The organism is uncultured Paracoccus sp., assembly GCF_937873615.1.
Lineage (GTDB): Bacteria > Pseudomonadota > Alphaproteobacteria > Rhodobacterales > Rhodobacteraceae > Paracoccus.
Genome location: NZ_CALMYP010000050.1, coordinates 33,259 through 53,931, shown reverse-complemented (window position 1 = coordinate 53,931; position 20,673 = coordinate 33,259). Strand labels below are relative to the sequence as shown.

Annotated in this window: 24 protein-coding genes and 1 pseudogene; 12 read left to right on the top strand and 13 right to left on the bottom strand. The window is 61.5% G+C overall.

Going from position 1 to position 20,673, the window contains the following annotated elements:
* Nucleotides 1-197: 197 nt before the first annotated feature.
* A complete protein-coding gene (locus Q0330_RS11575) occupies nucleotides 198-581 on the bottom strand; it encodes a transposase (protein ID WP_299479083.1) in 384 nt (127 codons plus the stop codon).
* Here Q0330_RS11575 and Q0330_RS11570 point away from each other — a divergent pair.
* Nucleotides 495-1,085 (top strand): hypothetical protein, encoded by a 591-nt coding sequence (locus tag Q0330_RS11570; RefSeq protein WP_299479086.1) that lies wholly within the window; start codon nucleotides 495-497, stop codon nucleotides 1,083-1,085. The genes Q0330_RS11575 and Q0330_RS11570 overlap by 87 nt on opposite strands.
* Nucleotides 1,086-1,131: 46 nt before the next feature.
* On the opposite strand, the gene Q0330_RS11565 is transcribed toward Q0330_RS11570, so the two are convergent.
* The 5 genes from Q0330_RS11565 to Q0330_RS11545 all read right to left on the bottom strand — a co-directional run bounded on the left by Q0330_RS11565 (nucleotide 1,132) and on the right by Q0330_RS11545 (nucleotide 5,478).
* Nucleotides 1,132-1,419 carry a hypothetical protein gene (locus Q0330_RS11565; protein ID WP_299479071.1) on the bottom strand — a complete coding sequence of 96 codons (288 nt, stop codon included), beginning with the start codon at nucleotides 1,417-1,419 and terminating at the stop codon, nucleotides 1,132-1,134.
* Between the two features lie 8 nt (nucleotides 1,420-1,427).
* Nucleotides 1,428-2,714 (bottom strand): TRAP transporter large permease subunit, encoded by a 1,287-nt coding sequence (locus tag Q0330_RS11560; protein WP_299479068.1) that lies wholly within the window; start codon nucleotides 2,712-2,714, stop codon nucleotides 1,428-1,430.
* Complete coding sequence (locus Q0330_RS11555) at nucleotides 2,711-3,190, bottom strand: TRAP transporter small permease (protein WP_299479080.1); 480 nt, start codon at nucleotides 3,188-3,190, stop codon at nucleotides 2,711-2,713. Before Q0330_RS11555 ends, Q0330_RS11560 begins: the two co-directional genes overlap by 4 nt.
* A gap of 41 nt (nucleotides 3,191-3,231) precedes the next feature.
* Nucleotides 3,232-4,209, bottom strand: coding sequence for a TRAP transporter substrate-binding protein (locus Q0330_RS11550; RefSeq protein ID WP_299479065.1), 978 nt, complete (start codon nucleotides 4,207-4,209; stop codon nucleotides 3,232-3,234).
* Between the two features lie 99 nt (nucleotides 4,210-4,308).
* Nucleotides 4,309-5,478: an aminotransferase class I/II-fold pyridoxal phosphate-dependent enzyme gene (locus tag Q0330_RS11545; protein WP_299479062.1), complete on the bottom strand. Its 1,170-nt coding sequence runs from the start codon at nucleotides 5,476-5,478 to the stop codon at nucleotides 4,309-4,311.
* 99 nt (nucleotides 5,479-5,577) lie between these two features.
* Between Q0330_RS11545 and Q0330_RS11540 the strand changes: the two genes are divergently transcribed.
* Nucleotides 5,578-5,961: a RidA family protein gene (locus tag Q0330_RS11540; protein ID WP_299479059.1), complete on the top strand. Its 384-nt coding sequence runs from the start codon at nucleotides 5,578-5,580 to the stop codon at nucleotides 5,959-5,961.
* 9 nt (nucleotides 5,962-5,970) lie between these two features.
* On the opposite strand, the gene Q0330_RS11535 is transcribed toward Q0330_RS11540, so the two are convergent.
* The 3 genes from Q0330_RS11535 to Q0330_RS11525 all read right to left on the bottom strand — a co-directional run bounded on the left by Q0330_RS11535 (nucleotide 5,971) and on the right by Q0330_RS11525 (nucleotide 8,288).
* A complete protein-coding gene (locus tag Q0330_RS11535) occupies nucleotides 5,971-6,762 on the bottom strand; it encodes a GntR family transcriptional regulator (protein ID WP_299479056.1) in 792 nt (263 codons plus the stop codon).
* Between the two features lie 39 nt (nucleotides 6,763-6,801).
* Entirely contained in the window at nucleotides 6,802-7,566 is a 765-nt protein-coding gene (locus tag Q0330_RS11530) for an amino acid ABC transporter ATP-binding protein (RefSeq protein WP_299479077.1), read from the bottom strand.
* 71 nt (nucleotides 7,567-7,637) lie between these two features.
* Nucleotides 7,638-8,288 (bottom strand): GntR family transcriptional regulator, encoded by a 651-nt coding sequence (locus Q0330_RS11525; protein WP_299479053.1) that lies wholly within the window; start codon nucleotides 8,286-8,288, stop codon nucleotides 7,638-7,640.
* A gap of 216 nt (nucleotides 8,289-8,504) precedes the next feature.
* Here Q0330_RS11525 and Q0330_RS11520 point away from each other — a divergent pair, with 216 nt between their 5' ends.
* The 9 genes and pseudogenes from Q0330_RS11520 to Q0330_RS11480 all read left to right on the top strand — a co-directional run.
* Nucleotides 8,505-8,954 (top strand): hypothetical protein, encoded by a 450-nt coding sequence (locus Q0330_RS11520; protein WP_299479050.1) that lies wholly within the window; start codon nucleotides 8,505-8,507, stop codon nucleotides 8,952-8,954.
* Entirely contained in the window at nucleotides 8,951-9,724 is a 774-nt protein-coding gene (locus Q0330_RS11515) for a DUF1445 domain-containing protein (protein WP_299479048.1), read from the top strand. Before Q0330_RS11520 ends, Q0330_RS11515 begins: the two co-directional genes overlap by 4 nt.
* A 64-nt stretch (nucleotides 9,725-9,788) precedes the next feature.
* Nucleotides 9,789-10,586, top strand: a complete 798-nt coding sequence (locus Q0330_RS11510; protein ID WP_299479045.1) for an ABC transporter substrate-binding protein — start codon at nucleotides 9,789-9,791, stop codon at nucleotides 10,584-10,586.
* 61 nt (nucleotides 10,587-10,647) lie between these two features.
* Nucleotides 10,648-11,322, top strand: a complete 675-nt coding sequence (locus Q0330_RS11505) for an amino acid ABC transporter permease (RefSeq protein ID WP_299479042.1) — start codon at nucleotides 10,648-10,650, stop codon at nucleotides 11,320-11,322.
* 18 nt (nucleotides 11,323-11,340) lie between these two features.
* Entirely contained in the window at nucleotides 11,341-12,348 is a 1,008-nt protein-coding gene (gene dctP / locus Q0330_RS11500; protein WP_299479039.1) for a TRAP transporter substrate-binding protein DctP, read from the top strand.
* A gap of 40 nt (nucleotides 12,349-12,388) precedes the next feature.
* On the top strand, nucleotides 12,389-12,832 hold the full coding sequence (locus tag Q0330_RS11495; protein WP_299479036.1) for a TRAP transporter small permease subunit: 444 nt from the start codon (nucleotides 12,389-12,391) through the stop codon (nucleotides 12,830-12,832).
* Nucleotides 12,829-14,121 carry a TRAP transporter large permease gene (locus Q0330_RS11490; protein WP_299479032.1) on the top strand — a complete coding sequence of 431 codons (1,293 nt, stop codon included), beginning with the start codon at nucleotides 12,829-12,831 and terminating at the stop codon, nucleotides 14,119-14,121. Before Q0330_RS11495 ends, Q0330_RS11490 begins: the two co-directional genes overlap by 4 nt.
* 14 nt (nucleotides 14,122-14,135) lie before the next feature.
* Entirely contained in the window at nucleotides 14,136-15,290 is a 1,155-nt protein-coding gene (locus tag Q0330_RS11485) for an aminotransferase class V-fold PLP-dependent enzyme (RefSeq protein ID WP_299479029.1), read from the top strand.
* A 127-nt stretch (nucleotides 15,291-15,417) separates the two neighbouring features.
* Nucleotides 15,418-15,797, top strand: a pseudogene (locus tag Q0330_RS11480) (IS5 family transposase); the annotation flags it as partial.
* A gap of 36 nt (nucleotides 15,798-15,833) precedes the next feature.
* On the opposite strand, the gene Q0330_RS11475 reads toward Q0330_RS11480, so the two are convergent.
* Nucleotides 15,834-17,057 carry an IS256 family transposase gene (locus tag Q0330_RS11475; RefSeq protein ID WP_299479026.1) on the bottom strand — a complete coding sequence of 408 codons (1,224 nt, stop codon included), beginning with the start codon at nucleotides 17,055-17,057 and terminating at the stop codon, nucleotides 15,834-15,836.
* A gap of 2 nt (nucleotides 17,058-17,059) precedes the next feature.
* Here Q0330_RS11475 and Q0330_RS11470 point away from each other — a divergent pair, with 2 nt between their 5' ends.
* Nucleotides 17,060-17,494: a transposase gene (locus Q0330_RS11470; protein ID WP_299479022.1), complete on the top strand. Its 435-nt coding sequence runs from the start codon at nucleotides 17,060-17,062 to the stop codon at nucleotides 17,492-17,494.
* A 132-nt stretch (nucleotides 17,495-17,626) separates the two neighbouring features.
* Here Q0330_RS11470 and Q0330_RS19230 read toward each other — a convergent pair whose 3' ends face one another.
* The 3 genes from Q0330_RS19230 to Q0330_RS11460 all read right to left on the bottom strand — a co-directional run bounded on the left by Q0330_RS19230 (nucleotide 17,627) and on the right by Q0330_RS11460 (nucleotide 20,611).
* Nucleotides 17,627-17,809, bottom strand: coding sequence for a helix-turn-helix domain-containing protein (locus Q0330_RS19230; RefSeq protein WP_366518331.1), 183 nt, complete (start codon nucleotides 17,807-17,809; stop codon nucleotides 17,627-17,629).
* 250 nt (nucleotides 17,810-18,059) lie between these two features.
* Nucleotides 18,060-18,896 (bottom strand): TIM barrel protein, encoded by an 837-nt coding sequence (locus Q0330_RS11465; RefSeq protein WP_299479019.1) that lies wholly within the window; start codon nucleotides 18,894-18,896, stop codon nucleotides 18,060-18,062.
* Entirely contained in the window at nucleotides 18,893-20,611 is a 1,719-nt protein-coding gene (locus tag Q0330_RS11460; RefSeq protein ID WP_299479016.1) for an FAD-dependent oxidoreductase, read from the bottom strand. The genes Q0330_RS11465 and Q0330_RS11460 overlap by 4 nt, the downstream gene beginning before the upstream one ends.
* Nucleotides 20,612-20,673 lie beyond the last annotated feature (62 nt).

Here is a 20,673-nt window from a genome sequence, read left to right as displayed (position 1 = left end):
CCAAGTCGCAAATCTATCCCGTCAGCAGAAGGTGATCGCCAGACAACGCTTACACGTTGATGAAAAAACAGCGTGATCATTGAACCAGAAACTCTCCGGCAAACCCGGGCCGGTTCACAGTGCCAAAGCATTATGCCCGCAGCGAAAGTCCACTGGGCGTGTCGCGATCAGGATCGGCAGCCGCCCGCCAGCGACAATCACGACGCCCCTCGCAACGCCTGTACCAGTGCGGCCGCGCGTTCCACTGCAACATCGCCGGGAATGCGCAGCAACAGATCGCGTCCGACCTCGATCACCATCACCCCGGAACCATCCTGCACGGCAACGGCAGTCGAAAAAGGCACGGGCTGATCCGCTGGATCGGGCAAAATGGAGAGCGGCACGAAGGCAGGCTCCGCCACCGCCGAGCCTGAGGATGTGGTCAGCTCGTCCATCAGGTCACCAGGGAGTGCCAGCCGACCCTGCCGGGCAAGGCGACGCCAATCTGACAGGTGATGGGGCAGAATGTCATAGCGCGCCGCAACATCGACAACAAGCACACCCGGTTGAAGGCTCTCGGCGACGATCCGTGCCTTGACCACAGTTGGCCACCGCCGCTTGCCTCGCCGCCGCGGTTCGACAACCTCGCACCGGCCCACGAACCCATCACCACCATCCGACATGCGCAACCTCCATCTGCTCAAGCAGACCCTATCGCAGGCGTGTCAGGCATCAGGAACACATCAACTCAATGGGGCGTGGCCGCCGCTTACGGTGAGGCGCAACGCAGCATCAAGCTGGCGACTGAACTGCAACGCGCCGGAGGTGGCAGGACGCTTTATGTGCTGGATGAACCCACTTCTGGCCTGCATCCCGCCGATGCCGACCGCCTGATGCGACACCTTCAGGAGCTTGTCGATGCCGGCAATACGGTCGTGGTCGTCGAGCACGACATGCGCATTGTCGTTCAGGCGAATTGGGTGATCGACCTCGGGCCGGGTGCTGGCAAGGAAGGTGGTCATGTGATCGTGGCCGGTCTTCCAGCCGAGGTTGCCCGACATCAAATGAGTCCTACCGCGCCCTATCTGAAAGCAGCATTGTCGTAGGAGCGGAGCAAGCGGGTTTATGGATCCTTCGGTGTGCCGCCCGAGGTCAATGGGATTGCCGGAGCCATTTATCGGCCTGCCGGTGCCGCAGCACTGCCGGCTGCGGCCACATCATGCTGTCTTGCCGCCCTCGAATGTCAGCTTTTCCAGTATGCTGCATCCGCCATGACGCGGTGCCGCCGGCGTCTTGATTACGCCATTGGGAAGCGATCCTCGACCCATCCAGCCAGCCCGGCTGTGGCGAGAACTGTATCCGCTTCGCCTGCTCCTGCTTCGGCATGCCCTTTCCAATCTCGTCAATGATCGGCAGAGCGCCGTAATCGCCCAGTGCCACAGGACGGTTCAGACCACATGGGGCAGCCAGAGGGCGATGCCCGGTGCGGCGATCAGCAGGGCCATGAGCAGCAGCAGGACGGCAAAATAGGGCACCACGGATCGTGCAATGCGGGTCATTGTCTCGCTGGTGATGCCCTGGATCACAAACAGGTTGAAGCCGACCGGCGGGGTGAGTTGGGCCATTTCGATGGCGACCACCAGAAAGATGCCGAACCAGAGCGGGTCCCATCCTGCCGAGAGGACTGCAGGCAATGCGATGGGAAGTGTCACGACGATCATCGACATGCCGTCGAGAATACAGCCAAGAAGCAGATAGATCACCAGCAGGGCCAGCACGACGCCAAGCGGCGAAAGTTCGGCACTATTGACGAGATTGACGACATAGGTCGGAATCTGAAGATAGTTGAACGCGACCGAAAGGAAGGCGCCACCCGCGGTGATCAGCGCCAGCATCGCCGAGGTGCGCAACGTGGCGATGGCTGCTTCCTGCAGGGCCTTGAGGCTCAACTCTCTACCCAAGGCTGCAAGTCCGATAGCGCCGGCGACACCGATGGCTGCGGCCTCGGTCGGGCTGGCAAAACCGCCATAGAGCCCGACGATGAGCAGCAGGACGAGGGCTGTGATCGGGCCGAGCTTGCGGATGCTGTCCAGGCGGTCTTTCGCGCTATAGACCTCTTTCTGTGGTGGCGATGCGCCGCGCAGAAGCGTCAGCGCCATGGTCATGAGGGAAAAGCCAAGGGCCAGTACCAAGCCCGGCAGAATGCCGGCAATGAACAACTTTAGGATAGAGACCTCGGCTAAAACCCCATAGATGATCATGGGCAGGCTGGGTGGTATCAGAAAGCCGATGGTGCTCGCCCCCGCGAGCGAGCCGATGGCGATAGAGCGGTCATAGCCGCGCTTGTCCAATTCGCTCAGCGTGATCCGCCCAACGGTTGCCGTGGTCGCGGCCGATGAGCCCGAGACCGCAGCAAATAAAGTCGAGGCGATGATATTGATGTGCAGAAGTTGCCCCGGAAGCCAGGTCGTCCAAGGCGCGAGGCCGCTGAACATGTGATCGGAAACCTTGGTGCGGAACAACAGCTCCGCCATCAGGATGAACAGGGGCAGGGCAAGCAGCTCGGTCGAGCTGACAGTGTTGAACAGGCTTTGCGCCAGGACCTTGTCAACCGGCAGCGTATGGAACATCTCCAGGCCGAAGATGCCTGCGGCCATCATCGACAGGCCGATCCACAGGCCACCGGCCAGAAGCAGCACGAAGAACAGCACGATCGCGGCAATAGTCGTGCTCATTCCTGGTCCTCCGCCGATCGTTCTGGCGCGCCAATAAACAGAAGCAGCAAGCGCGCGGCAAAGGTGAGTGCGAAGAGCGCCATACCAAGCGTGACGGCCGCCTGGGGCAGGACCAGCGGCAGCGACAACTCCCAGGACTTTGCGCTACGGCTCAGCGAGGTGAGGCTGAGTTTGGCGAGGGCCAGGGCGGCGTAGCTGCTGACCATAAAGGCGATGAGCAGGATGAGCGCGTCGAGAATGCGAGCAGGCCGTCCGGTCAACAGGCCCGATAGCATCACAACACGCACATGACTGTTCGCGCGCAGGGCGGGCGCAAGGCCTAGGCTGAACATCGCCGCCATCAGAAAGGCCGCCACCTCCCAACTGCCCGCCAGTGAATGCGAGAACAAGTTGCGCGACACCAGTTCAGCCACAAGGACCGCGAAGATCAGCCATAGCAGGATTGCCGAGACGATTTCGGCAATCCTGATCAGCATGTCCACGCCACGATCCGTGGCGCGGACAATTGCGGTCCGCGTCATCGGTCGCGCTCGGCCAGATAGGCGTCCATGACCTTGGCGGCTTCGGGACCGCCGGTGCTGGCGAAAGCGTCCCATTGCTTTTTCGCCGCCTCTTCCAAGGCGGTAGAGAACGCCTCGCTGGGTGCGGATACGACCATTCCGGCGGCTGCAAGTTCTTCCAGCCGGACGGAATCTTCGCTTTCGGAGACGGCGCGGAATTCGGGCTGCATCTTTGCGGCAAGCTCGGTGATGATCTGCTGGTTCTCGGGTGACAGCGCATTGAATGCATCAAGATTGACAGCAACCACGGCAGTCGGATTCACATAGCTGATCGTGTTGACGGCGCCCATGAACTCCCAGAACTTGCCATCGACGCCCGAGGTGGCGGAGGTGGCGATCCCGTCGAGGCCGCCCGAGGCGAGCGCAACGAGCGCATCGGCCCAGGGCATGAGCGTCGGAGCGGCGCCCATATCGGCAAAGAAGTCGGTGCTCGGCTTGTTGCCGGTGCGGATCTTCAGCGCATCGAGATCGGCGACATCCACGACTGGATTTCTTGTGTAAAGCTGCACGCCCGGCCAGAAGACCGAATAGAGGATCTTCTGGTTGTTGCGCTCGGCAATCATTTCATAGGTTGGGGCGGCCATCGCTTCCAGCTTGGCGGCGTCGGCGAAATTGCGGGTCAGGTAGGGAACGCCCTGAATGCCGAAGAACGGCTCTTCTCCGACGGCGGTGTCCAGATGGTAATGCGCGATGGGCACGATGCCGTCGCGAACTGCGCCCAGAACTTCCGGTCCTTTCAGACCAAGAGAGCCGCCGGGCATGACCTCGATCACCACCTCGCCATTGGTCTGCGTCTTGACGGCTTCGGCGAATTTCATCGCGTTCTGAGTGTCGAAATTTCCGGCTGGAAAATTGATATGCATCTGCCAGGTCGTTTCGGCTTGGGCCGAAGCGGTCAGCAAAACAAAGCCTGCCGTGAGTACTGAGAATTTCATCGGTGGTCCTCGCGTTGTTGGATCGGTCAGTTGGTGGGTTGCACCCCGCTGCGGGCTTCTGTGCGGCCCTTGTTCGCAACCGGGGATCGGAGTCGGGCGTCAGATCGTATTGAAGAAAGACTGCATGCGGTCCATAGCCAAGGTCAGGCGTTCCGGGCTTTCCGAGCCGAAGCAGACGCGCAATCGGCCTTCACCCGCCGGGCCATAGAAGGCGCCGGATTCGACGACGACGTTGGCTTCCGCCAGCAGCCGGTCGGCGGCGTCTTGGCTGCTCAGTCCGCTCGCAGAGATGTCGGGGAAGGCATAGATCGTGCCTTCCGGCAGCGGGCAACGGACGCCGGGCATCTGGTTCAGCCGTTCTACAACGAGGTTGCGCTTCAAGCGGTCGTCCTCGACCAGATGCGCCAAGATCTCTTCCGGCCCTTCCAGCGCGGCGCGGCCGCCATGCTGGATGAACGTGTTGACGTGAGTCACTTCGGTCGCGACGATTTTGGCGATGGCCGGCATCAACTTCGGTGCCGCCGTCAGATAGCCCAGGCGCCACCCATCCATCGCATAGGCCTTGGTGAAGGCATACATAGAGACCGTCCGCTCTGCCATGCCGGGCAGGGCGGCGATGCTCACATGCTCGATCCCGTCGAAAACGATATGGTCATAGACTTCGTCGGCAATGACGAACAGATCGCGGCGGCGGGCGATCTCGGCCAGGCCCTCCAACTCCTCGCGGCTATAGGCGCGGCCGGTCGGGTTGCAGGGGTTCACCAGCACGATGGCCTTGGTGCGGGGTGTCACGGCGGCCTCGATGGCAGCTGCGTCTATCGCATAGCCTTTCGCGGCATCCAGTTTCACGAAGACCGGTCGGGCGCCCGCCATCTCGATCTTGCCGACATGTTGCGGATAATAGGGCTCCAGCAGGATGACTTCGTCGCCATCGTCGATCAGCGCCATGAAAGCAGCGAAGGAGGCCTGTGTCAGGCCATTGGTGACGATCACGTCAGAGGGTTCGACATCCAGCTTGTTGTAACTGCGCAGTTTGGTTGCAATGGCCGCGCGAAATTCCGGCAATCCGGCGAGGTCGCTGTAATGCACGTCGCCCGCACGCAGAGCCGCGACCGTCGCATCGACAATATGCGGCGGCGTTGTGTGGAAAGGTTTGCCCAGTTCCAGATGGATCAAATCGCGGGCCGGATCGTCGATCCCGGCCGCCTTGGCGAACATCCCATAGCTTTTCTTGGATGTTTGCGTGACGCGTTTGGCGAGTTCGGGCATTTCCACTCCTGCTCAGGGCCGACGGGAGGATTGTCAGCCGGATCCGAACAAGATAAACATCATTTGATCAAATGAGCAAGTATGAAAGGTATGCAGAGGATGGCGGATAGGTGGACGATTTCATCCGGCTCGAAGTTCGAGGAGCTTGCCGGCTATAGCAGGGCGGTCGTTGACGGAGAGTTCATCTTCGTTTCAGGCACGGTCGGTTACGACTTTCAGACCGGCGAGATTCCCGAAGGCGCAGAGGCGCAGACCCGTCAGGCGCTGTCCAATATCGCCCATGCCTTGGCGCAGGCGGGCGCGACCTTGAAGGACATCGTGCGGGTGCGGGTCTTTCTGACTCGACGCGAGGATATCGTTCCTGTCTCGCGGATCCTCGGCGAAACCTTCCAGGAGCCGCGTCCGACAAACACCACCGTCATCGTGACCCTCGCAGAAGAGGCAATGCGGGTGGAGTTGGAGGTGACCGCGCTCAAACGCTGAGCGGCTGGTTCAGCCGGCCAGCGCGCGCAACGGCTCCTGCATCTCGAAGCGCGTGCGCCGGATATCTGCCTCGATCGCATCGGCGGCAGCCTCGGCATCGCCGGCGCGGATAGCTGCGACAATACGCCTGTGACCTTCGGCGTAGACGCCATGCCCCCCCTGTTCGCGCGCGGCATTCAAATGATCAGACAGAAGGCGCATATAGGGCCCATATTGCAGCCATAGCGATTCGATCAGCGGCGGTAGCACGGCAGAGTGAGATGCCCGATAGATCGCGAAATGAAAGCGGCGGTTTTTCAGCAGCATGTCGTAGACATCGCGGTGATTGGCAATTTCGGCATGGATGCGGGCGAGGCGATCAATTTCCGTCAGATCTTCCGCCGATGCCTGAACTACGGCAAGCTCCGTCGCCCGACGCTCTAGCAGCACGCGAGCCTCGGTGATGTCGTCGAGACGCCTTGCATCGACCGATGGCACCTTGGCCGAACCGCTGGTCCCCACTTCCAGCGCGCCTTCCGCCACCAGCCGGCGCAATGCCTCGCGCGCAGGCATGTGGCTGGTGTTGAACGCGTCAGAGATCGCGCCGATGGTCAACGCCTCGCCGGGATCGAACCGACCGACCGATAGCGCATCGCGAAGCTCTCGATAGACGGCGTCACCCAGGGTGGCGCGCACGGCGACCGGCTTGACATGCGAAAGACCGGGTCTGGCGCGATTTTGTAGCACGGTATTGAAAACCCTCAATTGAAAGGCGGTAATGCGCGATAGGAATATCCGTGTCAGCTTAGAGCGCTTCGTCATTGAAGGCCATATCCGGCCAATGCGGCGAAACGGCGCCTGTCAGTGGGTCAGGATCTGGTCAAGGAAATCCCTGGTCCGGCATTCGCGTGGGTTCTGGAAGAACTCTTCTGGCGGAGCTTCCTCGATGATCTGGCCGCGATCCATGAAAATCACCCGGTCGGCCACACGCCGGGCGAAGCCCATTTCATGCGTGACGCAAACCATGGTCATGCCACCTTCTGCCAAGGCGACCATGGTATCGAGCACCTCTTTCACCATTTCCGGATCGAGTGCCGAGGTTGGCTCATCGAAAAGCATGATCTTCGGTTTCATGCAAAGCGCGCGCGCAATCGCGACCCGTTGTTGCTGACCACCGGAAAGCTGCATCGGGAATTTCTGCGCCTGATCCTGAATCCGAACCTTGGTCAGATAGTCCATGGCCACTGCCTCTGCCTCGGACCGGCTGATATGCCGCACTTCCATGGGCGCAAGAACGCAATTCTCCAGGACCGTCATGTGCGGGAACAGGTTGAACTGTTGAAAAACCATGCCGATTTCACGCGTGGCCGCAGCGTTGGCGCGAGAACCCGGAACAAGCTCGGTGCCGTCGACGGTGATGCGGCCCTTCTGGTGTTGCTCAAGCTGGTTGAAGCACCGGATCAACGTCGATTTTCCCGAACCCGACGGGCCACAGATCACGATCTTCTCGCCGGGTTGCACCGACAGATTGATATCCTTCAGCGCCTGATACTCGCCGAACCACTTTTCCAACCCTTCGACCTTGATCACTGCGACTGTCGCGGAACGGTTTTCTGTCATCACCATGTCTCTCTCAGTCCTCGCTCGGATAAATGGGGCCATACTGCAAGTGCAGCATCAGGCAGGCTGGCGGAGGTTTACCCGGACCATTCCGCGCGGGTGAGCTTGCGGTAACTCTTTTCGCCCTCCATGACGAAGCGGCTCATGCAATTACTTGCGGCCAGAGCGTCCTTTGCCTTGAAGGCCTCCAGAAGCTCAAGCTGACCTGCGATGATCGTCCTTTTGGTGTCGAGGTCGCGCATCGTCGACAGGCGCACCGATTGAACCTGCCCGGAATAGCGCTGGATTGTCCGACGCAACTCCGTATTCGGAACAGCGTTGAGCCAGCTGTCCCTGAAATGCTCACAGGCGCGGAAGAATGGTTCAAAGGCGCGGGTTGTGAGCGTGGCTTGAATTGCTGACACGGCCTCCTGCATCGCGGCGATTACCTGCTCCGTCCGTGCCTGCGCTGCGCTCGCAGCCGCATGGGGTTCCAGCAGTCGGCGAAGCACGAAAAATTCCAGAATTTGCTCGTGGCTCAGGCTTGGCAGGGCAAAGCCCCGGCTGGTGCCTTCCAGATAGCCTTCGCTGACAAGCTGCATCAATGCCTCGCGGACGGGCATGCGCGACACGCCCAGTTCTCCGGCAATGGCTGTGTCGACAAGCTTGGTATCTGGGCCGATCTCTCCACGCAGAATCTGGGTCCGTATGTCTTCATGGACACGTTGGCGGATATTGCGGCGGGTCATGCTGTTCCTTCCCGGTTGCTTCAGGAGAACGCCGACTCGCGGGGGAAGTCAAGTCAATTAGTATACGATATCTCCACGTCATTTTGACCAATTCTTGTTCATATCCAAATATTTATCTTCTGTTTGATAAAATTTCAGCATTAACTGTATACTTTTTGTTGATATGAAAGCGGGACTCCGTGTAGCGTCGCAGGTGTTGCTACCGGGGAGGGAGCGATGCGACACGCTGAAAGCGCCATTGTTCATGTTGCCTCGGTCGAGGTTGCCGTGCCGGCGGACTATGCCTTTGACCGGCTATCTGACGCGGCTTTCGTTGGCGGGTGGTCGCTTGGCTCCATGGGGCTGGCACAGCATGACGGCGAGGTTTTCGTCGGCACGTCGTTGTTTGACCGCTCGCAGGCCTTTGTCGAAATCCATCCGGTGCGAAAGCTGGGCCTGATCGACTATTCGGTCGGCAGTGCCTCGCATCGGGAACCGCGAATCTATATCAGGATCACCGATGCCAGAATGCTCGGATGGCAGGACAGCCAGTCCATCGTCGCCCTGCATGCCATTCGTGGCGGCGCGGCGACGCCCGAAAGATGGGCTCGGACCTGCACGGCGCATGAGACTGAAATATTGTTGATTAAAGCGCAGCTTGAGCGCGCTTTCGGTCAGGCAGCATGACCGAGGCTTACGATCTTCGGCTCGCTGCCAGAAACGGCACCTTAATCGGACCGACGGGGTCGATGGCGGCGGGTTTCATGCAGGCCAATCTAGCCCTGATCCCGCTTGCCCTTGCTGATGATTTCGAAACCTTCCTGAAGGCCAACCCGGCGCCTTTTCCCCTGCTGGCCAGGGGCGCGCCCGGCGATCCGACGCTACCCGGGCTGGGGCAAGATATCGACCTACGTACGGACCTGCCGCAATATCGCGTATTCCGGGACGGTCATGCGGTTGAAATGCCCCGCGATATCTCGCGGTTGTGGCGCGATGATCTCGTAGCTTTTGCCATCGGCTGCTCGCTCAGCTTCGAAGCTGGTCTTGTCGCCGGGGGGGTCACGCTCAGATGTCATGCGCCGGGCAAGACCTGCTCGGCCTTCGACAGCAACATTTCCATGGCCGAGAGCGGCGCATTCGGCGGCAATCTGGTGGTGAGCATGAGGGCGGTGCCGTCGTCGCAAGTGCCGCGAGCGGTCGAGTTGACCGGCGCCCAGCCGGAATCGCATGGCGCGCCGGTCCATATTGGAGACCCACAGCGCATTGGTGTGGATCTGTCCCGGCCCATCGACGGCATCGGACTGACCGACATCGCCGATGGCGAGACGCCGGTGTTCTGGGCCTGCGGCGTGTCGCTGGAACGAGCAATCGCATTCGCCGCGCCGGATCTCGCGATCACCCATGCGCCGGGTCACATGCTGATTACCGACCGTAATACAAGAAGACGGGCGCCCTAACGGACGAACCCGGCAAGGAACACAAATTGAGCCGCAAACAACAGGGACCAATCACATGCTCAACATGAGACGCATTTTCCTCAAATCAGCAGTCGCCTTGTCGATTGCACTCACCGCCCTGCCAGCGCTGGCACAGGAGACGTTCCGGGTTGGCGCCTATCCGGCGAACCCACCCTGGCAAAACCGCCAGGAGGACGGCAGTTTCGTCGGCTTCGAGGTCGATATCGTCAATGAAATCGCCAAGCGTCTGGACATGACGCCCGAAATCAGTGGTTACGACTTCCGGGCGCTGTTCGTCGCAACGGCATCGGGGCGTGTCGATGCGGTGATCTCGTCCCTGACCATCACCGACGAGCGCCTTGAGGGGCAGTCTTTTACCCAGCCCTATGTCGAAGGTGCGCTTGGCATCGGCGTGAAGTCGGGCAGCGACATCAAAAGCCTGGAGGATCTGGAGGGGATCCGCATTGGCACTATCGCGACATCATTCCCGGAAACCTGGATGAAAGAACGCGAGGCCGAGATCGGTTATTCCAGCCTTTCCAGCTATGACAGCGTTGCCAATATGCTGACCGATCTGCTTGCCGGTCGTGTCGACGCGGTCGTCAACGATGCGGTCGGTCTGCGCTATGCGTTCACGCAGATGCAGGGACTGGAACTCAGTTATGAAATCACCACCGGCGAGCTGTTCGCGATGATGATGTCAAAGGATTCTGCGCTGCTGGAAGACGTGAACAACACTATTTCTGACATGAAGAGCGATGGCACCATGGCCGCGCTTTACGAAAAATGGTTGGGCGCGCCCCCGGCCGACGGCAGTGTCACGGTCACACCATTGCCCATTCCCACCGTCGGAAACTACTGACCGAACCACGCCGGGGCAGTACCTTACTTCCCCGGCCTTCCTAATCAGGATGATACCTTCGATGAATATCCTGGACATATTCTTCAACATGAGCGTGCTGCAGCGGGCGCTGCCGATGCTGTTGACCGGGCTGAAGTTTACCCTTGGCCTCGGCATTGTGACGATCATTGGCGGCACAGTCCTGGGCACTCTTCTGGCTGTCGTCCGGCTTTATGCGCCCAAGCCGATCCGCATCCTTGCGGTGCTTTACATCGACCTGGTTCGTGCAATCCCGGTGCTGGTGCTCCTGATCCTCATCTATTACGCGCTGCCATTTGCGGGTATCACGCTCAACTCTTTCGTGGCGGCAGCAACGGCGCTGATCATGGTTCTGACCGCCTTCACCGCCGAAGTCCTACGGGCGGGCATTCAGGCCATTCCCAAGGGCCAATTCGAGGCGGCGCAATCGCTCGGTCTCGGATTCACGGTGACGATGCGCAAGGTGATCCTGCCCCAGGCGGTGCGGATCGTTATTCCGCCACATGCTTCGAACTGTGTTTCGGTCATCAAGGATACGGCGCTCGCCTCGGTCGTGGCGCTGTCCGATCTGCTCAAACAGGCCACCGACGCGCAGGCACTGTTCGCCAATCCCACCCCACTGATCGGGGCCGCAGGTATCTATGTGATGATCCTGTGGCCGATGGTCAGATTCACTGGATACCTCGAAAAACGGGCATCGAAAGCCTTTGCCCGATGACGGAAAAAGGATGACCTCATGAAACTCAGCACCCTGAAGCCCATCAACATCACCGCCGCGGCCCTGTTTGCCCTGGCCGCCCCGGCGGCGGCGCAGACATTGACCGTGGGCTTGTCCTTGCCCGAGACGATCGAGGGTTTCGATTTCGTCAACGGCATGTATCGGACCTTCGAAGAACAGGTCGAGGCCAATACGGATATCAACGTCGAACTGGTCTATGGAGGCGCGCTGGGTGCTCCGAACGACCGGCTGGCGCAGATGCGCCGCGGCCTTCTGGAAATGACCGATGCTGCAGACGGCAATTATGCCTCGATCTATCCCGACGTGATGGTTCTGAACATGCCCTATCTGTTTCCGGATGAGGAAACTGCCTGGGCCGTGCTTGACGGGCCGTTCGGACAATCCATGGCCGACGCCATCCTGAACGAGACCGGCATCCGCGTTCTCGGCTGGTGGGAATCGGGCGGCTTCAAGCATTTCAGCGCCAACCGTTCGATCGAAGGTCCCGACGATATGAAGGGCCTGAAATTGCGGGTGCTCGGGCCGCTTGCCACCATTCCGGTCGAGGCCATGGGGGCCTCTGCCTCTCCGGTCGCCTTCGGAGAGCTTTATACCGCGCTGCGGACTGGCGTGGTCGATGGACAGGACAACTCGGTTGCGATCTTCAACCTGATCAATCTTGCCGAGGTGCAGTCTCATCTGTCGATGACCGGCCATGTCTATGCCTTCGGGCCGCTCGGTATCTCTGACGATTTCTTTTCCGGCCTGCCTGAAGCGGACCAACAGGCCATCCGCGATGCCGCCGACGCCGCCATCGCCTATAACCGCGAAGCCTCTCGTGCTGCCGAGGCAGAGGCAATCGCCGCCGCCGAGGAAAATGGTGTGACGGTTCAGCGGTTGACTGGGGAACAGCGCGATGCCTTCAAGGTGGTGATGCAGCCGGCAGCGCTTGACTGGTTGCGGGAGAACCTCGATACACCCGAACTGATCGAACAGGCCTTCGGCGCGGTTGAAGGCGCCCGGTGACATGCACAGGCTGGCCCGGTCCGCTTCGATACTCGATAAGGTGCTGCGTGCCTCGGCTGCCCTGTGCCTGCTGGCGATGTTCGCATTGGTCGTGATCCAGATCCTGTTGCGCTATACTGGTGCCGGCATCCCGGTCTTTACCGAGGAGGTCGCCCGCTATGCCATGATCTGGTCGACCTTGCTGGCATCGGCTGTTGCCATACGTGAAGCCAGCCATATCCGCATCAGCCTGCTGCCGGATTTTCTGGCACAATCCCTGCCCACCGCGGAACGCGCCCTTCGATTTCTGCTGGATATCGTGACCCTTGGCGTTGTCGCGGTATTGTTCTGGCAGGGCATCGAGATGGTGATCTTTGCGGCGGGTCAACGCAGCGACGGATTGCGGATCAGCCTCTCCTATCCGTATGCCGCCGTGCCGGTCAGCTTTCTGTTCGCGACTTTCTTCGCTTCGGACCGGCTTCTGCGCGGAGACCGGATCGAATGAGTGGTGCCTTGCTTGCGCTGTTGGCCAGTTTCCTTGGACTGATGGTGCTCGGACTGCCGATTGCCTGGTCGATGATTGCCTCCATGCTGGTCTGGATGGCCTGGGGGGACCATTGGCGATATCTGCCGCTTGCGTCGGAACGACTTTATCAGGGGATGGACAGCTTTGTTCTGATGGCGATCCCGCTGTTCATTCTGGCAGGAGAGTTGGTGAATGCCGGTCGCATTACCGAGAAGCTGGTCCATTTCGCGAATGTCCTGTTCGGCTGGATGCGCGGCGGTCTGGCGCAGGTCAATGTTGGTGCCTCTATCCTGTTTGCGGGCATCACCGGCGTAGCACTTGGCGATATCGCCGCCCTGGGCCGGGTATTCATTCCTTCGATGGTCGCACAGGGCTATACGGCGGCCTATGCGGCAGCGGTCACCGCCTCGTCTTCGATCATCGGGCCAATGGTGCCGCCGTCTCTGGTTGCTGTGATCTATGGCTCCATGACCGGCATTTCCATCGGCGGGCTGATGGCGGCGACGCTATTGCCCGGTCTGGTCATCGGGCTGGCCCAGATGGGGCTGATCGCCGTGCAGGCGAAAATGCATGACTACCCTCGGATCGAGATGGATCGTTCGCCGCGTGCAGTCGCGCAGGCCACCGGCGCGGCCGCCCTGCCGCTGATGATTCCCGTCATCATCCTGGCCGGGCTATTGGGCGGGATCATGACCCCGACCGAGGCCGGTGCAGTCGCGGCCCTCTATGCCCTGCTTGTGTCGATGTTCATCTATCGCGCGCTGGATCTGCGGGGGTTTTTTGCTGTCCTGCGCAGTTCTGCGGTGTTTTCGGGGCAACTGCTGATCATCGTCGGCTGCGGTGCGGCGTTTTCATGGGTCATGGGCCGTGAGAATGTGCCAGCCCTCGTTGCCGGTGCGATCGGTGGTTGGGAACTTGGATATTTCGGCACGCTTCTGCTCTTCAATGTGCTGCTGCTGGTGCTTGGGATGTTCATCGACCCGACCACGGTGATCATCCTGTTCGGCCCACTGCTGTCGGCAGCGGCCGTGCAATCCGGCATCGACCCGATGCATTTCGGTGTTGTTGCCATCCTCAACCTGAATATCGGCCTGCTGACGCCGCCGCTTGGCGTCTGCCTTTTCGCGGCCGAGCGGATCGCGGGCTGCGGGCTGGGCGCGCTTGTGCGGGCCAATATGCCCTTCCTGCTGGTCAATTTTCTCGCACTCGCGATCATCTCGGCCTTTCCGCAGATCAGCCTGGCGCTGCCGCGACTGATGGGCTTCTGACAAGGATATATTTCATGCCCCGTAACAAGCTGACCAACGACCCTGGCCAAGGATATTTCCTGTATCATTCCATCGGCCAGTATCCCGGGAAAGAGGCCGAACTGGCAACTGCAATGGCCGATTTCGCGCGGGTCTGGGCGGCACCGGATGACGGGCAATGGGGCTATATCATGCAGAAGCGTGCCGCCTTCATCGATTGCTGGCGCCAGGTTCTGAATACGCCCGAAGGCACGACGACAACCTGTGAAAGCGTCACGGCGGGGATGCACATGCTCATGCGCGCCCTGCCGGAGGCGATGCTGAAAGGCAAGCGCGTCCTGGTCACGGCGGACTGTTTCCCCTCGGTTCATTTCCTGCTGGCGGGGTTGGCGCCGAAAATGGGGTTCACGCTTGAGACCGTGCCTCTGTCCGAAGGGAAAAGCTGGGTCGAGACCGAGGACATGATCGCCCATTGGGACCGCGACGTCGCCCTTGGTCTGTTCACCTGGGTGACTTCTATCGCCTCGGCCCGCTGCGACGCCGCGGCGCTGACCGCCCATGGGCACGATATGGGCAGTCTGGTCTGCGCTGACATCACGCAGGCGGCTGGACTGTTGCCGTTCGATGCCCATGCGCTCGATCTGGACTTTGTGCTTTCGACGAGCCTGAAATGGATGTGCGGCACGCCGGGTGCCGGCATTATTTATGTCAAAGAGGCGCTTCTCGACGATCTGTCGCCCGAAGCGCGCGGCTGGTTTTCGCAGGCCAACCCTTTCTCATGGGATCTGGACAAATTTGCATATGCACCGGACGCCCGGCGCTTCGATAGCGGCACGCCGGCAGCCATGGCCGCAGTCGCATCCTTGCCCGCGCTGCAATGGCACACGCGGCAGGATCGTGACACATTGGTCAGTGACAACCGCAGAATGGTGGAGCGCATCATCGAATGCGCCGATGGGCTGGGCCTGACTCTGAACTCGCCCCGCGATGCCGCGAAACGCGGCGGGTCCGTCATGCTGCGGCTGCCAACAGCGGAAGATGCAACGGCCGTCGTGACCACTTTGGCCGGAGAGGGGGTATCGACCGACTGTCGGGGTCAGGTGCTGCGTCTGTCGCCCGGCCATGTCAGCGGCGCATGGGCGATCGAAGCTGCCTTCGATACCATGGGCCGGCTGCTTGGGCGGTCTTGAAGCCGGTCGGGCAGAGGGTTTTTTCCTGCTTATTACGAAATAAGAGAGGAAAGCGGCAACAGAAGCGACCTAGGGATTGTGGGGATTCAGGATTTCCATTTTGGCGGAGATGTGATTCATACTTTGGATGGAACGCTTTGTCTTGACCGATGCCCAATGGGCGAAGATGGAGCCGCACTGCTTGGGTAAGGCGACGGACCCGGGTCGAAGCGGCAGGAACAACCGGCTTTTTGTGGAGGCGGTGTTGTGGATTGTGCGAACGGGCAGTCCATGGCGCGATCTGCCAGCGATGTTCGGTAACTGGAGCACGGCGTTCCGGCGCTTCCGCGATTGGCGAGAAGCTGATGTTTTCAAGCGAATTTTCGATGCCCTGTCGGAAGAACCTGACATGGAATACGCTATGGTCGATGCCACCATCGTCAAGGTTCACCGGCACGGCCAGGGCGCAAAAGGGGGACTCAGAGCCAGGCCATCGGTCGCTCCAAAGGCGGAATGACGACCAAGATCCGAGACTGTGCAGAATTTTGTGCGTGACGCGTTTTCTTACGCCATCGGGAAGCGGTCTTCGAACATGATGGCGAACTGCGATCTGACAGCGTGCCATTCGCGGACCGAACGCTTCCACTCGGTCGATGTAGCATTGAGCGCCAGATAGATCAATTTCGCCGCCGCATCGTCGCTTGGGAAATGGCCGCGTGTGCGGACAGCGCGACGGACCTTCGAATTGAGCGCCTCGATGGCATTCGTGGTGTAGATCAGTCTGCGCACCTCGGGCGGGTAGTCGAGGAACGGGATGACCTCGTTCCAGGCGCGGCGCCAGCTCGGCGCGATCGCCGGATACCGTCGGGCGAGATCGCTGTCCTCGAAATCGGTCAGGGCTAGTTCGGCCGCGTCAGCATCCACCGCCGTGTAGATCGCCTTGAGAGCGGCGGCGACGGCCTTGCGGTCCTTGTAACTGGCGAAGTTCATGGAATGGCGCAGGAGGTGGACGATACAGGTCTGGATCCTGGTCTGGGGGAAAGCCGCCTCAATGGCCTGCGGAAAGCCCTTCAGCCCGTCCACGACGGCGATGAGGATGTCCTGGACGCCTCGGTTGCGCAGGTCGCTGAGAACCTTGGCCCAGAACTTCGCACCCTCATTGGCCTGGAACCACAGGCCCAGAACGTCCCGCGTGCCATCCGGCAAAACCGCCAGGGCTACGAAGACCGCCTTGTTCGAGACCGTCCCGTCGCTGCGGATATTGACCCGGATCGCGTCCATGAAGACGATCGGATAGCAGGGTTCCAAGGGGCGGTTCTGCCAGGCGGCAACCTCGTCCATGACCGCGTCGGTGATCGCAGAAATCAAGCTCGGCGATGCCTCGACGCCGTAGATTTCCTCGATATGACCCTGGATCTCGCGGGTCGTCATGCCCCGGGCATACATGCTGATGATCTTGCGATCGAACTCGGGAAAGCGCCGCTGATATTTGGCGATCAGCAGCGGATCGAAGGTGCCGTTGCGGTCGCGCGGAATGTCCAGGACAACCTTGCCGCTGTCGGTGGTCACCGTCTTCTGGCTACGCCCGTTGCGGCGATTGGGGGGCTGGTTCTGGCCCTCAGGCGCTTCCTCGGCGCGCTCTTCATCGAGATGGACGTCCATCTCCGTGCTCAGCGCACGTTCCGCCAGTGCCTTGGTCAGTTCCGACAGGATGCCGGTCTTGCCAAACAGATCTCCAGGCGACCGTCCTTCCATCAGGCGATCCAGCAAGTCTTTGTCGATGCTCATACGTGGGTCTCCTCTTCGAGCAGTTACCACGTCAGCGCACAAAATTCAGGATAGTCCCCAAGATCCTGGCGCTGACCGATGCCTTGGGCAATCTGGTCCGCTTCGAACTGCTGCCTGGACATCGCTTCGACACCATCGGCGTTGCGCCGCTGATCGAGGGCGTCAATTTCGGCGCGCTGCTGGGTGACAAGGCCTATGACGCCAACTGGATCGTCGAGGAACTCGACAAGCGCGGCGCCAAGGTCGTCATCTCGCAGCATCCCGGTCGCGCCCAGAAGCTCAAGATCGACGCCGAGATCTACAAATGGCGCCACTTGGTCGAAAACTTCTTCTGCAAACTCAAAGAGTTCAAGCGTATCGCCATGCGCGCCTGCAAAACCGACCAAAGCTTCTCCGCAATGATCTATCTCGCCGCCGCCGTCATCAACTCAAGATGAATCCCCACAATCCCTAAGCTGTCGATCGGTCGGTCCGTCAGGTCCCAAAACTGCCGAATGCCGATGATCTCTCTCGCACCACCTATCAGGTAGATACTGCCTCCTCGCCTGAGGCTGGCGTATAGAACGATGTCACACCAACGGCCCTGCAAGCTGACTTCTGCCCAGGTTCGGCTTCCTGCGGTTCGAAAGCCCCGCGAGCCCCTCGGAAATGTAACGATGCACCCAATCCCGCAACGTTTGCCTGTCCATTCCGCAACTCTCGGCTGCGGTCTTCCGGTCCACGCCTTCCATTACCAGCGCGAGCGCCAGCATCTGCCACGCCGCTCAAGCGTCCTTCGTTCGGATAGCCGACTTGCGCAACTGCCCCGCCGTCAGATCCCTCAGCGTGATCGCAATCCCTGCCGCCCCCAACTCCATGTTGTGCAATGGCATTGCTTCAGAAAGACGGCGCATCCCGAAGCCCCATAAAGCGAGTCAGGATCGAGGGCCGTTGGTATAAGTCAACAAACACTACCTTTGGTGTAGGTTCTTGAGACGCGCCTTAGGCCGGCGCCGAACCGGGTCATCGCAGGCCTGGCTCCTGATCATCGGCCTCGCTCCGGCTGAGCAACTGTCGGCTGGCCCGTGCCACGCGGCGCAGGACCGCGTCGTTGCCCTCTGCCGCAGCGAAGGCGGACATCGGCACCTCGACCGAGACGGGAAGGTCCTTCGGCAGTGCCGCGAGGAAGTCCCGCAGGTCGATCTGACCCTCGTCGGGGGGAAGTCTCTCGTCGCGGGCGGTGTGCAGCAGCTCCGCCTCGGAATAGGACGGCTGCACCATCGCATCGGCGAGATGGGCGAAGGGCAGGCGCGCGGGCGGGACGTGGCGAAGCTGGTCGAGCGTGGAGCCGGAGCGGTCGAAATGCAGGCTGTCGACGAGGATGCCGACCTTCTCGCCCGCGGCCACGGTCACACGGATTGCGGTGGCGAGATCCGGGACGACGGTCCAGGGGAAGAACTCCAGCACGATGCCGAGGCCGCGCCCGGCGGCATGGAATGACAGTTCCGCCAGACGCTCTGCAAGGCGGTGCAGATCTGGATCGTAGGGGGCGCAGATCACCTGCCTTGCGCCCAGTTCCGCGCCCGCGTCCAGGAAGGCGCCAAGGCTGGCCGGCTCGGTCTCGGGCGTGATCCGCACGAACTCGATGTCATGCACCGTCAGGCCCGTCGCCGCCATTGCGCGTCGGGTCTCGCGCATGGCTGCCGGGTCATCCATCAGCGGATAGCCGGGGCTGGTCCCCGTCACCCGCAAAAGTCGCAGGCCGACATGGTCGAAGCCGGCACGCGCGGCGGATTCGATGAAGGCCGCGGGCGCAAGGTCGATGGCGGTCAGATGGGCGACACCCAGTTTGCGGGTCATGGGCGGCCCCCTGCGGCATGGCGACCGGCGATGAAGCCGAAGGTCAGCGCCGGGCCGAGATTGATGCCGCCGGCGGGGTAGAAGCCGCGCATGACGCTCGCCATGTCGGTGCCGGCGGCATAGAGGCCGGGTATCGGCGATCCCTCCGCGTCCAGCACGCGGGCATGGCCATCGGTGAGCAGTCCCGCGAAGGTGCCGAAGCTGCCGGGGACAACCTTCACCGCATAGAAGGGTGCCCGGACAATTGGGGCGAGGCAGGGATTGGGGCCGTGATCGGGATCGCCCTGCAGGCGCATATAGGGTGTCGTGCCGCGTCCGAAGGCCGGATCCTCGCCTTGCGCGGCGGGTCCGTTGAACGTGGCGATGGTCTGCGCCAGCCCGTCGGCGTCGATCCCGCAGGCCCGCGCCAGTTCGGCGATGGTCCGGCCCGTCTTCAGATAGCCCGTGCGCAGCCACGGTCCGACCGGAACCGGCGACGGGCGCACGATGCCCAGCCCGTAGCGACGCAGGAAGCGGCGGTCGCAGATCAGCCAGGAGGCGACTTCCTCGCCCTCGGGGACATGCGCCAGCATGGCTTCGACGTAATCGTGATAGCCCAGCCCCTCGTTGCAGAAGCGCCGGCCAGTGGCCAGCACCCCGATCAGCCCCGGCTTGCCGCGGTCGATGATATGCGGGAAGACCCCATGAGTGCCATCGGGCCAGTCGACGCGCGAGACCGGGCACCAAGCGGCAGGGGCGGCAAGGCCCTGTGCCTGACTGCCGCCGGCGCTTTCGCCAAGGCGCAAGCCGTCGCCGCAGGCCTCGGGCACAGCCAGCGTCAGATGCCCTTCGGGGCGCGGAAAACTTCTGGCGCGGCGCGGCAGGTCATGGGGATAACCGCCGCAGGCCAGCACCACGCCGCGCCTGGCCCGGATGGCGATCTCGCGGCCATCGGCAACCAGAACGGCGCCGGCAATGCCGTCCCCTTCCGACACCAGCCTTGCCAGTGCATGTCGCGGTCGCAGGTCCACGCCGCTGTCGAGCGCCGAACGGATCAGCCGCGCGACAAGTGCGCTGCCATTGCGCATCTGCATGGCCCGGCCGTGGCGCAGCAGGTCCCGGAAATGCCGCCCCAGCCTGCCCGCGACATGCAGCGCCGCTCGCGGCGAGCGGGTCGCCGTCATGAAGGCGCGCAGGTCGGGGCCGGCCTGAATGGTCAGGCCGAGGAACGTCGTCTCGCGCATCGGCGGTCGCAGGAGGTGGATCTGCGCCCCGAGTTCGCGGCCGTCATAGGGCTTCGCGATGACCGAGCGCCCGCCCATGCCGGCCCCAGGTTGATGGCTGTAAGTGTCGGGGATCTTCAGCCCGGCATCGAATTGCAGCGCGGTATGGCTTTCGAAGAAATCCACCATTTCGGGCGCAGCATTCAGGAAGGCCAAGGCCAGTTCCGGGTCGAAGCGGTTGCCCAGCACCGCTTCGAGATAGCGTTGCGGGTCGCCCGCCTTCTCCTGCACGCCGGCGCGCCGGGCGACCGGATTGTCCGGCGCCCAGATCCAGCCGCCCGACCAGGCCGTCGTGCCGCCCAGCACCGGCGCCTTTTCGGCCAGCACCACCGACAGGCCGTGATGCGCCGCCGTCACCGCCGCCGCCAGCCCGGCCGCACCGGCGCCGGCGACGATCAGGTCGCAGGTCTCTGCCCATTCGGGCGTCTCGTGATTGTCTGTCTGCGCTTTCATATGCGCAGGTTTGGAAATCTGTGATGTAACGTCAAATGCTTGTATGTATCATCGCATAACAT

Coding starts and splice junctions, on each gene's coding strand:
- Q0330_RS11570 (WP_299479086.1), top strand. CDS start 495: ATGGGGCAGAATGTCATAGCGCGCCGCAACATCGACAACAAGCACACC.
- Q0330_RS11560 (WP_299479068.1), bottom strand. CDS start 2,714: ATGAGCACGACTATTGCCGCGATCGTGCTGTTCTTCGTGCTGCTTCTG.
- Q0330_RS11555 (WP_299479080.1), bottom strand. CDS start 3,190: ATGCTGATCAGGATTGCCGAAATCGTCTCGGCAATCCTGCTATGGCTG.
- Q0330_RS11550 (WP_299479065.1), bottom strand. CDS start 4,209: ATGAAATTCTCAGTACTCACGGCAGGCTTTGTTTTGCTGACCGCTTCG.
- Q0330_RS11545 (WP_299479062.1), bottom strand. CDS start 5,478: ATGCCCGAACTCGCCAAACGCGTCACGCAAACATCCAAGAAAAGCTAT.
- Q0330_RS11540 (WP_299479059.1), top strand. CDS start 5,578: ATGGCGGATAGGTGGACGATTTCATCCGGCTCGAAGTTCGAGGAGCTT.
- Q0330_RS11535 (WP_299479056.1), bottom strand. CDS start 6,762: ATGACGAAGCGCTCTAAGCTGACACGGATATTCCTATCGCGCATTACC.
- Q0330_RS11530 (WP_299479077.1), bottom strand. CDS start 7,566: ATGGTGATGACAGAAAACCGTTCCGCGACAGTCGCAGTGATCAAGGTC.
- Q0330_RS11525 (WP_299479053.1), bottom strand. CDS start 8,288: ATGACCCGCCGCAATATCCGCCAACGTGTCCATGAAGACATACGGACC.
- Q0330_RS11520 (WP_299479050.1), top strand. CDS start 8,505: ATGCGACACGCTGAAAGCGCCATTGTTCATGTTGCCTCGGTCGAGGTT.
- Q0330_RS11515 (WP_299479048.1), top strand. CDS start 8,951: ATGACCGAGGCTTACGATCTTCGGCTCGCTGCCAGAAACGGCACCTTA.
- Q0330_RS11510 (WP_299479045.1), top strand. CDS start 9,789: ATGAGACGCATTTTCCTCAAATCAGCAGTCGCCTTGTCGATTGCACTC.
- Q0330_RS11505 (WP_299479042.1), top strand. CDS start 10,648: ATGAATATCCTGGACATATTCTTCAACATGAGCGTGCTGCAGCGGGCG.
- dctP (WP_299479039.1), top strand. CDS start 11,341: ATGAAACTCAGCACCCTGAAGCCCATCAACATCACCGCCGCGGCCCTG.
- Q0330_RS11490 (WP_299479032.1), top strand. CDS start 12,829: ATGAGTGGTGCCTTGCTTGCGCTGTTGGCCAGTTTCCTTGGACTGATG.
- Q0330_RS11485 (WP_299479029.1), top strand. CDS start 14,136: ATGCCCCGTAACAAGCTGACCAACGACCCTGGCCAAGGATATTTCCTG.
- Q0330_RS11475 (WP_299479026.1), bottom strand. CDS start 17,057: ATGAGCATCGACAAAGACTTGCTGGATCGCCTGATGGAAGGACGGTCG.
- Q0330_RS19230 (WP_366518331.1), bottom strand. CDS start 17,809: ATGCTGGCGCTCGCGCTGGTAATGGAAGGCGTGGACCGGAAGACCGCA.
- Q0330_RS11465 (WP_299479019.1), bottom strand. CDS start 18,896: ATGACCCGCAAACTGGGTGTCGCCCATCTGACCGCCATCGACCTTGCG.
- Q0330_RS11460 (WP_299479016.1), bottom strand. CDS start 20,611: ATGAAAGCGCAGACAGACAATCACGAGACGCCCGAATGGGCAGAGACC.